This is a genomic window from Streptomyces bohaiensis, from assembly GCF_012033785.1.
In the GTDB taxonomy this organism is placed as follows: Bacteria; Actinomycetota; Actinomycetes; order Streptomycetales; family Streptomycetaceae; genus Streptomyces; species Streptomyces bohaiensis.
On sequence record NZ_JAAVJC010000118.1, the window covers coordinates 1 to 14,074 of the forward strand.

Annotated in this window: 11 protein-coding genes; 7 read left to right on the forward strand and 4 right to left on the reverse strand. The window is 75.1% G+C overall.

Translation table 11 applies throughout. The features are described 5' to 3' along the window. From HCN52_RS14280 to HCN52_RS14295, 4 genes are all read left to right on the forward strand, one after another. On the forward strand, positions 1-957 hold the full coding sequence (locus tag HCN52_RS14280) for a heme/hemin ABC transporter substrate-binding protein (RefSeq protein ID WP_245175144.1): 957 nt from the start codon (positions 1-3) through the stop codon (positions 955-957). Then, the gene (locus HCN52_RS14285; RefSeq protein ID WP_312876698.1) at positions 954-2,078 is read left to right on the forward strand and encodes a FecCD family ABC transporter permease; all 1,125 of its coding nucleotides are present in this window, start codon (positions 954-956) and stop codon (positions 2,076-2,078) included. The genes HCN52_RS14280 and HCN52_RS14285 overlap by 4 nt, the downstream gene beginning before the upstream one ends. Further along, entirely contained in the window at positions 2,075-2,926 is an 852-nt protein-coding gene (locus HCN52_RS14290) for a heme ABC transporter ATP-binding protein (RefSeq protein WP_168088835.1), read from the forward strand. Before HCN52_RS14285 ends, HCN52_RS14290 begins: the two co-directional genes overlap by 4 nt. A 235-nt stretch (positions 2,927-3,161) precedes the next feature. Next, positions 3,162-4,643: an exopolysaccharide biosynthesis polyprenyl glycosylphosphotransferase gene (locus tag HCN52_RS14295; RefSeq protein ID WP_168088836.1), complete on the forward strand. Its 1,482-nt coding sequence runs from the start codon at positions 3,162-3,164 to the stop codon at positions 4,641-4,643. 113 nt (positions 4,644-4,756) lie between these two features. On the opposite strand, the gene HCN52_RS14300 is transcribed toward HCN52_RS14295, so the two are convergent. Then, on the reverse strand, positions 4,757-5,707 hold the full coding sequence (locus tag HCN52_RS14300) for a GDP-L-fucose synthase family protein (RefSeq protein WP_168088837.1): 951 nt from the start codon (positions 5,705-5,707) through the stop codon (positions 4,757-4,759). Positions 5,708-5,874: 167 nt separating this feature from the next. Here HCN52_RS14300 and gmd point away from each other — a divergent pair, with 167 nt between their 5' ends. The 3 genes from gmd to HCN52_RS14315 all read left to right on the forward strand — a co-directional run bounded on the left by gmd (position 5,875) and on the right by HCN52_RS14315 (position 10,336). Continuing rightward, on the forward strand, positions 5,875-6,912 hold the full coding sequence (gene gmd, locus HCN52_RS14305; RefSeq protein ID WP_168088838.1) for a GDP-mannose 4,6-dehydratase: 1,038 nt from the start codon (positions 5,875-5,877) through the stop codon (positions 6,910-6,912). Positions 6,913-7,025: 113 nt separating this feature from the next. Beyond that, entirely contained in the window at positions 7,026-9,809 is a 2,784-nt protein-coding gene (locus HCN52_RS14310; protein WP_168088839.1) for a CBM96 family carbohydrate-binding protein, read from the forward strand. Then, the gene (locus HCN52_RS14315; RefSeq protein WP_168088840.1) at positions 9,806-10,336 is read left to right on the forward strand and encodes a hypothetical protein; all 531 of its coding nucleotides are present in this window, start codon (positions 9,806-9,808) and stop codon (positions 10,334-10,336) included. The genes HCN52_RS14310 and HCN52_RS14315 overlap by 4 nt, the downstream gene beginning before the upstream one ends. 15 nt (positions 10,337-10,351) lie before the next feature. Here HCN52_RS14315 and HCN52_RS14320 read toward each other — a convergent pair whose 3' ends face one another. From HCN52_RS14320 to HCN52_RS14330, 3 genes are all read right to left on the reverse strand, one after another. Next, complete coding sequence (locus tag HCN52_RS14320) at positions 10,352-11,587, reverse strand: glycosyltransferase (protein ID WP_168088841.1); 1,236 nt, start codon at positions 11,585-11,587, stop codon at positions 10,352-10,354. 87 nt (positions 11,588-11,674) lie between these two features. After that, complete coding sequence (locus HCN52_RS14325; protein ID WP_168088842.1) at positions 11,675-12,496, reverse strand: FkbM family methyltransferase; 822 nt, start codon at positions 12,494-12,496, stop codon at positions 11,675-11,677. Between the two features lie 103 nt (positions 12,497-12,599). Continuing rightward, positions 12,600-14,074: hypothetical protein (locus tag HCN52_RS14330; RefSeq protein WP_376767130.1), on the reverse strand; the 1,475-nt coding region annotated here is incomplete at its 5' end.

The following is a 14,074-nucleotide window of genomic DNA, read 5'->3' on the forward strand; positions in this document are numbered from 1 at the left end:
CTGCCGGGCACCAGGAACCGGTGGCCCGGTCCGGCGACCATCCGCAGCAGGTGCGGGACCGCGGCCGACCGGCTGGAGCCGCTCGACGGCCCCGCCCCCGAGCCGGCGCTGCCGGCCGAGGTGACGTCGGCCGACGGCGAGGAGGTCACCGTCGCCGCCGCGGACCGTGTCGTCCCGCTCTCGGGCTCACTGGCCGAGATCGTCTGGACCCTCGGCCTCGGCGACCGCGTCGTCGCGCGCGACGTCACCGCGACCTTCGAGGAGGCGGCCGAACTCCCCGTCGTCACCCGCGGCCACGAGGTCTCCGCGGAGAGCGTGCTCTCGCTCCGCCCCGACGTCGTGCTGGTCGAGGACAGCACCGGCCCCGTCGAGGCGATCGATCAGATCCGCGCCGCCGGTGTCCCGCTGGTCGTCTTCGAGACGCCCCGCGAACTCGACGCCGTCACCGGCCGGATCGAGGCGGTCGCCGCCGCGCTCGGGGTGACCGAAGCGGGCGAACGCCTCGTCGACCGCACCGAGCAGCGACTCGACACCGCCCGCGCGGCGATACCCCGGGAGGGCGAACCACCCCGCGTCGCCTTCCTGTACCTCCGCGGCACCGCCGGCGTCTACCTGCTGGGAGGGGCCGGCTCCGGCGCCACCTCGCTGATCGAGGCGGCCGGCGGCGTCGACGCCGGTGCCGAGTCGGGCCTGGACAAGGACTTCACCCCCATCACCAGCGAGGCGCTGGCCGCGGCCGCGCCCGATGTCATCCTCGTCATGACCAAGGGCCTGACCTCCGTCGGCGGCGTCGACGGCCTGCTGGAGATCCCGGGGATCGCCGAGACCCCGGCCGGGATGGACCGCCGCGTCGCCGCCGTCGACGACGGCGTGCTGCTCAACTACGGTCCCCGGACCGACGAGGTGCTGGCCTCCCTCACCGAGCAGATCCACGCCGGTGCGGCGGAGGCCCGGTGAGCCCCTCCCCCACCACGGCCGCCGCCCCGCGGACCCGCACCGCCCCCACCCCGCAGCCGGCGCCGGGCACCCCGCCGGTCCGGCACCGGACCCGGGCCGCCCGGGCCTGTGCCCTCACGGTCGGCATGCTGGCCGCCCTGGTGGTCACCGCACTGGCAGCGGCCTCCATCGGCGCGTACCAGATCCCCTTCGGTGACGTCCTCGCCTCCGTCGCCCACCGCGCCGGGCTCGGTGGGCACCCGCTCGACCGCGTCGCGGAGTCCGTGCTGTGGAACGTCCGACTCCCCCGCGTGGTGCTCGCGCTGCTGGTCGGTGCCTCCCTCGGCTGCGCCGGTGCGCTGATGCAGGGCGTCTTCGGCAACCCGCTCGCCGAACCCGGCGTCATCGGCGTCTCCGCCGGTGCGGCGGTGGGCGCCGTCGCCGCCATCGCCTTCGGCCTCAGCCTCTTCGGCACCTGGACCGTCACCGTCTGCGCGTTCGTCTCGGGGCTGGCCACCGTGCTGCTGGTGTACGCGCTCTCCCGCTCCGGGGGCCGGACCGAGGTCATCACCCTCATCCTCACCGGCGTCGCCGTCAACGCCTTCGCCGGCGCCCTCATCGGCCTGTCGATCTTCTTCGCCGACAACGCCCAGCTCACCGAGATCACCTTCTGGCAGCTGGGGTCGCTCGCCCAGGCAACCTGGACCAAGGTCCTCGCCGTGCTGCCGTGCGCCGTCCTCGGTCTGATCGCGGCGCCCTGGTACGCACGCCGACTGGACCTGCTCGCCCTCGGCGAGAAGCCCGCCCGGCACCTCGGGGTGGACGTCGAGCGGCTCCGCATCGCGCTGGTGCTGGTCGTCGCGCTGCTCACCGCCGCCGCGGTCGCCGTCGCCGGCATCATCACCTTCGTCGGCCTGCTCGTCCCGCACCTGCTGCGGATGGTCGCCGGACCGGGCCACCGGTTCCTGGTGCCCGGCAGCGCGCTGCTCGGCGCGCTGGTCCTGCTGGCGGCCGACCTGGCCGCCCGCACCCTCGCCGCCCCCGCCGAACTGCCGCTCGGCGTGCTCACCGCGCTGATCGGCAGCCCGTTCTTCTTCTGGCTGCTGCGCCGGACCCGTCGCCGCCAGGGAGGCTGGGCATGACGATCGACCAGGTGATCACCCGGCTGCTCGGCAACCGCGGCGCCGGGCCGCCCGCGCCGCACCGCACCGGCGACGTCCTCGCGGAGGCACGCCAGGTCACGCTCCGGCTCGGTGACCGCCCCGTCCTCGACGGGGTCTCGCTCACCGTCCGCGCGGGCGAGGTACTGGCGCTGGTCGGCCCCAACGGCGCCGGCAAGTCGACCCTGCTGGCCGCCCTCGCCGCCGACACCCCCGTCCAGGGCGGCACCGTCCTCATCGACGGTGAACCGGCCGACTTCTGGAGCGCCCGCGACCTCTCGCTGCGGCGCGCGGTGCTGCCGCAGGCGGCCGCCCTCTCCTTCCCGTTCCTGGTGGAGGAGGTGGTCCGCATGGGCCGCGCCCCCTGGGCGGGCACCGCCGCGGAGCACGAGGACGACGAGGTGGTGGCCGCCGCGATGGCCGCCACCGAGGTGACCGCGTTCGCCCCCCGGCCGTTCTCCGCCCTGTCCGGCGGCGAGAAGGCACGCGTCGCCCTCTCCCGGGTCCTCGCCCAGCGCACCGCCGTCCTGCTGCTGGACGAGCCCACCGCCGCGCTCGACCTGCGCCACCAGGAACTCGTCCTCGCCGTCTGCCGGGAACGGGCGCGCGGCGGGGACGCGGTGGTCGTCGTGGTGCACGACCTCGGGCTGGCCGCCGCCCACGCCGACCGCGTCGCGGTGCTGGCCGACGGGCGGATCGCCGGGGAGGGGCCCCCGGCCGCCACCCTCACGCCCGAACTGCTGAGCGAGGTCTACCAGCACCCGGTGGAGGTGCTCGGCCACCCCGACACCGGGGTGCCGATCGTCCTCCCGCGGCGCCCCGCACGCTGACCGCCGCGGCTCCGTCCGGTTCGCCCCGCGCCGCGCCCCGGCGGGAGGGCGAACCGGCCAACACCGGTCGGCCTGCACGCAAAGTTTCCACCAACGGAACCCGAACCTCCACCGAATCCCCTACTCTCGTCTCGGTGTCCGGGCGCCCCGCCATGGGGAGATGACTGCGGTGCCCCGACCCGTGGTTCCACGACGACGTGCGGTGACTCGACGGAGACTTCGGTCTGGGGGGCTCATGCGGAACGCGGGAACGTCCAGGTACGCCCCGGAGGGCGAGCCGTCGCTGGCCGCCCCGCGGCCCCGGCCCGCCGGCAGGGCCAAACCCGCCTGGTACGCGCCGACCACCGTCGGCGTCGACCTGGCGGGAGTGCTCTTACCCCTGGCGACGGTCCACTGGGCCATCGGCCGCCCGAACCCCCTGCTGACCGCCGCGGTCGCCACGGCCGGGTGGCTCGCCCTCCGCGGCGCCCACCGCCGGTACGCCCACCGCGGCCTGGCCGAGTCCCGCGGCCTGCTCGCCGCCCTCCACGACTGGGCGCTGCTGGTCGGCCTCCTCGCCGTCCTGCGCGTCCTGTTCGACGAGGGCTCCCCGCCACTGACCTCCCTCCTGGCGCTGCTCCCCGCGCTGCTGCTCACCGCCGCGACCGGCGCCCTCCTCCACCGCCACCTCACCGCCGAGCGGCGGCGCGCCCACGCGTTGCGCCGGGTGCTGCTCGTCGGGGAACCCCCCGGCGCCGACGAGGTGGCCGCCCGGCTCGCCGCGGGCACCGACCACCCGTACGTCGTGGTGGGCGTCGTCCCGGTGGGCGACGGCTCCCCCGCGTTCGGCGTCCCGGTGTGCGGCCGGCTCCCCGCCACGGACGCCGACGCCGAACACCCCGACGGGGCCGTGGTGCTGGAGGCAGCGACCCGGCTCCGCGCCGACCTGGTGCTCGCCGTGCCCGGTGCCCACCTCTGCGGGGAGCGGCTGCGCCGCGTCGGCTGGGCGCTCCAGGACGCCGGGCTGCCGCTGACCGTCTCCTGTGGACTCACCGACGTGGCGCCCCGCCGCCTCGCGGTGGGTGCCGCCGCCGGCCTGGGCCTGCTGCACCTCGACCCGCCGACCCGCGGAGGCGGGGCTCTCGTGGCGAAAGCCGCCCTCGACCGGGTGGGCGCCGCTCTCGGACTCCTGCTGCTCTCCCCGTTGTTCGCCCTCGTCGCCGTCGCGGTACGGCTCGACTCGCGCGGACCGGCGCTCTACCGGCAGCACCGGGTCGGACGGCACGGGGTCCCGTTCACCATGTGGAAGTTCCGGACCATGGTCCCGGGCGCCGAGCGGCTCCGCCCAGAGCTGGACGAGGCCAACGAGGCGCACGGCGGCCCGCTGTTCAAGCTGCGCCGCGACCCCCGGGTGACCCGGGTGGGGCGGCTGCTGCGCCGCAGCTCGCTGGACGAACTGCCGCAGTTGGTGAACGTGTTGACCGGGAACATGTCCCTGGTCGGGCCGCGGCCGCCGCTGCCGGACGAGGTGGCGCAGTACACGCCGGCCGAGGCCCGGCGGCTGCGGATGCGGCCCGGGATGACCGGGCTCTGGCAGGTCGGCGGCCGCTCCGACCTCTCCTGGGACGAGGGCATCGCCCTGGACCTCTCCTACACCGACAACTGGTCGCTCACCCAGGACCTCGACATCCTCGCCCGCACCGCCCGCGCCGTGACCGGCGGCCGCGGCGCCTACTGACCGTTCCGCACCGGTCGGCCGCCGGGCGGTGACGCGCCGCTCGCCCCACCCGACCGGCGCCCGCCGCCGGCCCGCACCGGGAACACCGGACGGGCCGGGCGGCGGACCGCGCCTCAGGAGTCCTTGTGCCCCACCCACCACCGATAGGTGTCGCGGACGCCGTCGGCCAGCGCCACCGCCGGCTCGAACCCCAGCGCGCGCAGCCGTGTGACGTCGAGCAGTTTGCGCGGGGTGCCGTCAGGCCGCGAGGTGTCCCACACGACCCGGCCCGAGAAGCCGGTCACCTCGGCGACCAGCGCCGCCAGTTCGGCGATCGCGATGTCCTCGCCGCACCCGACGTTCACGGGCTCCGGCCCGTCGTGGGCGCGCAGCAGCGCCACGCACGCGCGTGCCATGTCGTCACTGTGCAGGAACTCCCGGCGCGGGGTCCCGCTGCCCCACAGGACCACCTCCTCGCTGCCCGCGGCGACGGCGTCGTGGAACCGGCGCAGCAGCCCGGGCAGCACGTGGGAGGTCTCCGGGTCGAAGTTGTCGCCCGGCCCGTAGAGGTTGGTGGGCATCGCGCTGATCCAGCGGCGGCCGTACTGCCGCCGGTAGGACCGTACCTGGCTGATGCCGGCGATCTTGGCCAGCGCGTAGGGCTCGTTGGTGGGCTCCAGCGGGCCCGTGAGCAGCGCCTCCTCCCGGATGGGCTGCTGGGCGTGCTTGGGGTAGATGCAGGAGGACCCCAGGAACAGCAACCGGTCCACGTCCGCGGCGTGGGCACCGGCCAGCACGCTGAGCTGGATCCGGAGGTTGTCCTCCAGGAAGTCCACCGGACGCGTGGAGTTGGCCATGATGCCGCCGACGCGGGCAGCGGCCAGCACCAGCACGTCCGGCCGCGCCGTCTGCAGGAACGCGGCGGTCGCCTCCGGATCGCGCAGGTCGAGTTCGGCGCGGGTACGGGTGATCACCTCGTGCCCCTCGGCCGTGAGGTGCCGGGCGAGCGCCGAACCCACCAGACCCCGGTGCCCGGCCACGAAGACGCGGGCCGAGGGCGGCAGCAGTGCGGGAGCAGTTGTCATGCCGCGGATTCTGCCAGCCGTCCGCGGGCCGCGACCGCACCCGCCGACGGCGGTCCCGATTTCGCCGTTCCACCCGCAACAACCGTGCCGCTGGGGCAGAATGCCCGCCGGCGCTCCACCTTCCACCACCGCCCGCCGATGCGGGCGCTGACCCCCGGGGGCCACCGATGAGTCCTGAGTCCACCAGCTGCGCGGGCCGCACCGCACTGATCACCGGGGTCACCGGGCAGGACGGGTCCTACCTCGCGGAACTCCTGCTCGCCAAGGGCTACACCGTGCACGGCCTGGTCCGCCGCTCCTCGTCCTTCAACACCGAGCGGATCGACCACATCTACCAGGGCCCGCAGGAGCCGGGCCGCACGCTGGTACTGCACCACGCCGACCTCTCCGACGGCGTCGCCCTGGTCAACCTGCTGCGGGAGATCCAGCCGGACGAGGTCTACAACCTGGGCGCGCAGTCGCATGTGCGGGTCTCCTTCGACGCCCCGCTGTACACCGGGGACGTCACCGGCCTGGGGTCGCTGCGGCTGCTGGAGGCGATCCGCGCCTCGGGGGTGGCGACCCGCATCTACCAGGCGTCCTCGTCCGAGATGTTCGGGGCGGCGCCGCCGCCGCAGAACGAGCGGACGCCGTTCCACCCCCGCAGCCCCTACGGCTGCGCCAAGGTGTTCAGCTACTGGTCGACGGTCAACTACCGCGAGGCGTATGACCTGTTCGCCTGCAACGGCATCCTGTTCAACCACGAGTCGCCGCGCCGCGGCGAGACCTTCGTGACGCGCAAGATCACCCGCGCCGTCGCCCGGATACGCGCCGGGCTCCAGGACCGGCTCTACCTGGGCAACCTCGACGCCGTGCGGGACTGGGGCTACGCGCCCGAGTACGTGGAGGCGATGTGGCGGATGCTCCAGCAGGACGAACCCGACGACTACGTGGTGGCGACCGGAGAGGCCGTCTCGGTGCGGGAGTTCCTCGACGCCGCCTTCGAGGCCGGCGGCCTGGACCAGGCGCGGTACGTGCGCTACGACCCGAAGTACGAGCGGCCCAGCGAGGTGGACGCGCTCATCGGTGACGCCTCCAAGGCGCGGGAGAAGCTCGGTTGGCGGCCCACCGTCGGCTGGCGGGAGCTGGCCGCCCTCATGGTGCGCGCGGACATCGAGGCGCTGGACGCCGAACTCGCCGGGGCCCGGGTACGCGTGGACCGCTGACCGCCCCACCACTCCCGACGGGGCACAGCCCCCTCCCGCCGCCCTCCCGAGGGGCGGCCCCCGCTCCAGCCGGTCACCGTCCACCCCCCACCCATCCAGAACAGAGGGACAGCATGAGACCGATCCGAGGCGGGCTGTGGCGCCGCGCCGTCGTGTACTGCGGCGTTCTCGCGCTCTTCGCCGCGTTGCCGGGCACGGCCGCGGCGCAGTCCGAGGCGCAGGCGGCGGACGTCGCGCCGGCGCTGACGCCGCCGGTGGGCATCACCGCGGACGAGCTGCCGACCTGGCAGACCAACGGCATCGTCTGGGCGTTGGCGGAGGCCGGCGGCACGGTGTTCGTCGGCGGAACCTTCTCCACCGTCCGGCCGCCGGGCGCCGCCGCGGGCACCCAGGAGGAGCAGGTCGCCAACTTCGTCGCGCTGGACGCCGCCTCCGGTGAGCCGGTGGCCGGCTGCGACCTGCGGTTCACCGCCGGGTCCGTGGCCGCGGCGGTGCGGTCGCTGGCCGTCTCCCCGGACGGCGCCACGCTGTACGTCGGTGGCACGTTCGGCTCGGTGAACGGGGTGGGCGCCTCCAACGTGGCGGCGTTCGACACGACCACCTGCGAGCGCCGCAGCTTCCCCGTCGCGGTGCCCGCCACGGTGCGCGCGCTGGCCGCCACCGACGAACGCGTCTACCTGGGCGGCGACTTCACCACCGTCGCCGGCCAGCAGCGGCAGCGGTTCGCCGCCGTGACGACCGCCGGCGCGCTGGAGGCCTGGCGCGCGGACGCCGACGAGCCGGGCCGGGCGATCGAGGTGACGCCCGACGGCGGCGACGTGATCCTGGGCGGTGACTTCTTCCGGCTCAACGGCCGCGACTCGCACGCGCTGGCCGTGGTGGACGCGGTGACGGGCGCCGCCACCCGGGACTACCCGCTGGGCTTCATCGAGCAGCGGTCGGTGGTGAAGGGGCTGACCGTGGACGACACCGGCTTCTACACCGCCAACGAGGGCACCGGCGGCGGCGCGTTCGACGGCCGCATCGCGCTGGAGCTCGCCACCTTCGACCAGCGCTGGCGCGACACCTGCCTGGGCGCCACCCAGGACGTCACCGTCCACCAGGGGGTGCTGTACAGCGGCCACCACGCGCACGACTGCTCCACCATGGGCTCGTTCCCCGACGGCCCCCGCTTCCACCTGTTCGCCCAGTCGGTCGACGACCCCACGCTGCTCGGCTGGTTCCCCGACACCAACGACGGCCTCGGCGAGGCCATCGGTCCGCGCGTCATCCTGACGGCGGAGGACCTGCCCCAGGACGACCGGGACTTCATCTGGGTCGGCGGCGGCTTCACCACCGTCAACGGCAGCCCGCAGTGGGGGCTGACCCGGTTCGCCTCCGGCCCGGACACCGGGGCGCCGGAGCGGCCGGAGGTCTCGGCGCACAGCCTGGCCGCCGGGGAGGCGACCGTGGCCTGGCGCTCCAGTCTGGACCTGGACGACAGCCTGCTGACGTACCGGGTCTACCGGGACTCCGGCACCACCCCGGTCCACACCGTCCAGGGCTCCTCCTACCCCTGGGAGCGGCCGCAGCTGTCCTTCACCGACTCCGGGCTCACCCCCGGCCAGACGTACAGCTACCGGGTGACGGCCTCGGACGCCGCCGGCAACACCAGCGCACAGTCGCTGCCGGCCACGGTGACCGCCGCGGCGGGTTCGCAGCCGTACGCGGACGCGGTCCTCGCCGACGACCCGGTGCTGTACTGGCGCCACGACGAGACGGCCGGCTTCTACGCCTCCGACGTCTCCGGCAACGACAACAGCGGGGTGCACCGGGGCAACCCCTCGCGCGGGGTGACCCCCGCCGCGGTGCCGTACCCCGGGGCGCGGGGCGTCGGCTACACCGGCGGGATCACCACCTACACCTACAGCGACACGGCGTTCGACTCCCCGGCCCGCTTCTCGGTGGAGACCTGGTTCCGCACCGAGAGCACCCAGGGCGGCCGGATCATCGGCTTCAGCCGGAACATCTGGCGCACCAGCACCGACTACGACAAGCACGTCTACATGCGGAACAACGGCCAGCTGGTCTTCGGCACCCAGGGCAGCGGCCGGCAGTTCGTCACCAGTCCGCGCTCCTACAACGACGGCCGCTGGCACCACCTGGTCGCCACCCAGGGCACCAACGGCCTCCGGCTCTACGTGGACGGGCAGTTGGTCGTCTCCAACGCCAACATCACCACCAACCGGAACTACCGCGGCTACTGGCGCACCGGCGCCGACAACCTCTCGGGCTGGAACAACCGCCCGTCGAGCGACGGCTTCCAGGGGCAGCTCGACGAGACGGCCGTCTACCACCACACGCTGTCCGCCGCCCGGGTCACCGCGCACCACAACGCGGCCGCCGCACCGGTCGACACCGTCACCGTGCTCCAGCCGACCGCGGACACCTACGTCAACCAGGGGGCGCCCTCCGCGACCCACGGCAGCAGCACCTCACTGGCGGTCCGCGGCACCTCCGGGTACGAGACCTACCTCCGGTACGAGCTGCCGCAGGCGCCGCCCGGCACCGTGCTGAAGGCCGCTGCGCTGCGGGTGCGGACCACCAGCCAGGACTACGCGGGCTCGGAGGACGCGCACACCGTCGTCCCCGTGACCGGCAGCTGGTCGGAGGCGGCCACCAGTTGGAGCACGCGACCGACGCTGGGCACGACGGTGCTGGGGACCATCGCCGCCGGGACGGTGCCGAACGGCCACTACTCGGCACCGCTCACCGCCGCGGCGGTGCGGCCCTCGCTCGGCGGGACGCTCGACCTCGCCGTCACCAGCACCGGAACCGACAACCTGTGGTTCTGGTCGCGGGAGGTGGCGGCCGCCGACAACCGGCCCCAACTGCACCTCACCTTCGGGGCGCCGTGAGCGGGCGGCGCGGCGGGGCGCTCCTCGCGACGGTGCTCACGGCGACGCTGCTCGCGGGCTGCGGGTCCGGTCGGGACGACGGGGAGAGCCCCGCCGCGCCCGCCGGCAGCGCCGCGGACCGGGCCCCCTCCGACGCGCCGGGTGCCGACCCGGCCGATGAGGGCGCCGACGGCAGCGCCGACGACACCGGGGAACGGGACGGCGACGGCTCGGACGGCTCGGCTCCGGGCAGCGGCCCGGACGGCGAGGGCGCGATCGACGAGGAGGGCGCGCGCGACGGCGAGCGGGTACCCGAGGTGCCGGTGGAGTTCACCGAGGACCAGCGGGAGTTCCTCGACGCCCGCGAGGCACCGCGGGGGGCCGACCCCGGGGCGCTGCTGCTGCTCGGCGAGGAGGCGTGCGAGCGGCTGGGGTATCTCTCGCGCCACGCACCCGAGGCGGTCCCGGAGGCGGTGGAGAACGGCGAGATCCCCGGCGCCGAGGAAGCCGTCGCCCATCTCTGCCCGGAGCACGCGCCTGCCGGATGACCGGCGGGCCGTCGCTCAGGAGTGGAGGGCGAGCACCTCCGCGTACACCTCGCGGAGCTGGTCCGCGACCGCCCCGATCGTGAACCGCTCGGCCACCAGCCGGTGGGCCGCGACCGACGCGGTCTCGTTCGCGGCGGGCTCCAGCAGTTCCAGCACAGCGGCGGCGATCAGCGCGCCGTTGCCCTCGGTGGCGCTGTCCCCGGGGCGGGTCCGTGCCCCGGGGGTGGCGGACGCGCCCGGGTGCCCGGTGAACACGGCGTCGCCGGCCACCGCCGCCACGACCCGGCCCGCGCCGGAGCGCAGCACGTCGGGGGCGAGCCCGTTGGTGGCGGTGACCACGGCGGGCAGCCCGACCGACAGCGCCTCCAGGACGCTGACGGGGAACGGGTCGACCGTCGAGGGCAGCACGTACACGTCGGCGGAACGCATCAGCGACAGCACGCCGGCGTGGTCCTGCGGGCCGGTGAACTCCAGGGCGTCGGCGACACCGAGTTCCGCGGCGTACGCCCTCAGTCGGGCGACCAGGCCGCCGGTCTCCGCGCCGGCCACGACGAACCGCGCGTCGGGGTGCACCGCCCGGACGGCGGCGACGGCCGCGACGAGGTCGGCGGGGCGCTTGCGGTCCTCCAGCCGCGCCAGGAACAGCACGACGGGCGGGCCGCCGCGCTCGGCGCGCGCCGGGCGGCGGTGCTCCTGCGGAGCGACCCCGTTGACGAGCCGCCGCGAGCGGGCCGGGGGGCGGGGCGCCGTCACCGAGGCGACGCCGAGACGGTCGGCGTCGGTGAGGTGGAGCAGCATGTCGGCGCCGCGCAGCACCCGCCGCACACCGAGGGAGTCCGCGAGTCGCGCGGCGGGGACGGTGGTGGGGTCGATCATGCCGTGGGTCTGGAGGACCAGCGGGTGGCCGCCGAGCAGCGCGCGGAGCGCGACGGGAAAGGTCACCAGGTCGCGGGCGAGGTGGACGTGGACCACGTCGGCGGAGCGGACGAACCCGCCGGCGCGCGCCAGCAGCGACGGCGAGGTGACCCCGGCGAAGCCGAACCCGGGTATCAGCCGCCGCGCGGGGAACATCCGCACCGGGACGCCGTCCACCTCGCGGGGCAGCTCGCCCGGGAACCCCTCCCCCACGGTGAGGAGGGTCGCCTCGTCACCGGCGGCCCCGAGCGCCCGGCAGAGGTTCAGGGCGACCCGCGTCGGACCGCCGAAGACGTGGTCCGGCGAGTGGTGGGTGACGACGTGCAGCACGCGCATGGTGCGGTTCCCCTTCCGGCCCGGCAGCGGGCCCGTTCTGTCCGCCCCGCGCGGGACGCGGGCGGTGGAGGTGCGTTCGTCCGCGTCTCAGGCCGGCGCGCCGGGGGCGGCGGCCCCGTCGGCGGGCGCCGCGGGCTCGGCCCGCTCCGCGGCCCCCTGGGACGCGTCCGGACGGTCCGGCTCCGAGGCGTCGCGGAAGAGCACGAAGTCCGCCTGGAGCATCTGGCCGGTGCGAGGGTCCACGTACCCGGGGATGACCGCCATCGGGGTCATCCCCAGGCGCCCGACGACCAGGTCCAGGGTGTCGGAGAGCAGCATCGACCCCTCGTAGAGCGGCACGAACGAGGTCTCGACCTGGAGGCCGGCGCACTCGGCGGCCCGGTCGCCGGCGCCGCGCAGCACCTGCTCCTCGTACCCCTGCACGTCCAGCTTGAGGAAGACCCGCTCGCCGGGCCGGACGATCTCCGGCCAGAGTTCGTCCAGTCGCCGCAGCCGTGCCTCCTCGGTGCCGATGTAGCGGGCGTGCGGGGCGGCCTCGGAGTGGCGGTCCAGCATCGGCAGCAGGGAGCTGCTCGCGCCGCGGTTGCCGGAGACGTTGACGGTCGTGGTGCCGGAGGTGTCGCCGAGGGCGTACGGCAGTGCGGTCCAGCTCGGGTCGGCGTCGGCGCGGCGGGCGAGTGCCCGGCCGGGAGCGGCCAGCGGCTCGAACGAGACGATCCGGCCCGCGTAGCCCGCGCGGCGCAGCATCGCGCCGTACTCGCCCTCGTTGGCGCCGACGTCGAGGACCACGTCCACCCGGTGGGCGCACAGCAGTTGGGCCAGCTGCGGCCCGGACCAGCCGGCCGGGTAGCGGGTGATGTCGACGCCGAAGCGGCGCGCGGCGTTGCGGAGTCGGTGGAGGACACTCATCGGTGCGGGCACTCCTCGGTTCGGGGCCGGTGCGTCCGGCGGGACGGGTCGGCCGGGCGGATCGGCCGGGCGGGCCGGTGGCACCGGGCGGGCGGCGGCGGTGTCACCGCAGCCGCCGGTCCGGGCGGTCCCGGAAGCTGGTGACGAGCGCCAGGCAGAGGGCGGCGATGACGATGCGGCCGGTGGCCTGGAGCAGCGACCCGCGCAGCAGAATGAAGCTGTACCCCGCGACGAGCGGCACAACCACGGCGAACACGTTGCCGGGGGCGGGGTCGTGGAGCGTGCGGTCGACATAGCGGCGGTCGGCGCGACCGGCGCCGTAGCCCACGGCGAGCAGCCCGGCCGTCATCCCCAACGGGCCGAAGTCGATCCAGAGTTCGGCCCACAGCGGGGAGGAGAGGTTGGTGTTGTTGGTCCCCATCCACTCGCCGACGAGGACCCCGCTGTCCATCGGCTTCTCCTCCCACAGGGTCCGCGGCACGAAGAACAGCACGGACCCCAGCAGTTGGCGACCGAAGGTGTGCTGCCCGTCCTCGACGTAGGAGATGTGGTTGGCGAACATGCCGACCTGGTCGTAGTCCTTGACCGTCAGCGGCTCCAGCAGCGATTCGGCGGCGGCGGGCCGGGCGTCGTCGTCCGCGTAGCGGTAGCGGTCGGCGAACGGGAAGACCAGCAGCGCGACCACGACGCCCAGTGCCAGCGACGCCCGGTACATCACGGGGCTGCGCGGGAAGATCGTGAAGAGCAGCGAGAAGAGCACCGTCAGGAACCAGTAGCGGGGGTTCGAGACGGGGTTGTTGACGATCACGTTGACGGACAGCACCACCGCCCACGCCGCCAGGACCCCTGGGCGTCGCCGCGCGGTGCGGGAGGTGACCAGCCAGCGGGTCAGCAGCAGCAGGGAGAGCAGCACGGGCACCGTGCCGAACCCGCGCAGCAGCGCGTTGCCGGCCTCGCCCGTCTCCTGGTCCGCCTCACCGGCGGTGGCCTCGGCCAGCCCGGCGATGATCTCCTCCCGGCTGGTGAAGAAGACCGAGGGGCCGCCGAGTTGCACGATGAGCAGCGCGCTGGCGAGCAGCGAGAACCCGACCAGCAGCCACAGCCGGGGCCGGTCGACGCGCGCGGGACGGCGGGCCCGGCGCCGCAGGGTGGGGCGGTTGCGGGCCAGCAGGGCGCCGACGTCGAAGGCGACCATGCCGAGCAGCACCAGCGCGGTGGCCAGCACCGTGTCGGAGCGCGGGCCGACGACGGGGGTAGGGTCCCGGCCGAGCACCGACTGCGCCAGCGGCGCGATGCCCATCGCGAGGTAGCAGAACAGCCAGAACGCGCCCTGGATGAGTCGGCGCCGGCCGGCGAGCACCATGGCGCACAGCCGCGCCCCGGCGTAGCAGGCGACGACGAACTGGAGCGCGAAGGCGGTGTCCCGGACGCCCTCGCCGGGTTGGGCCGCGACGGCGAACGGCAGGGCGGCGACGACGCCGAAGATCAGCGGGAAGGCGGTGGCCCGGGACAGCCCGGCACGCCCGGCGGCCCGGCGCGGCTCCGGGCGGGGAAGCGGCCCCCGGGCGCCCGCCGGCC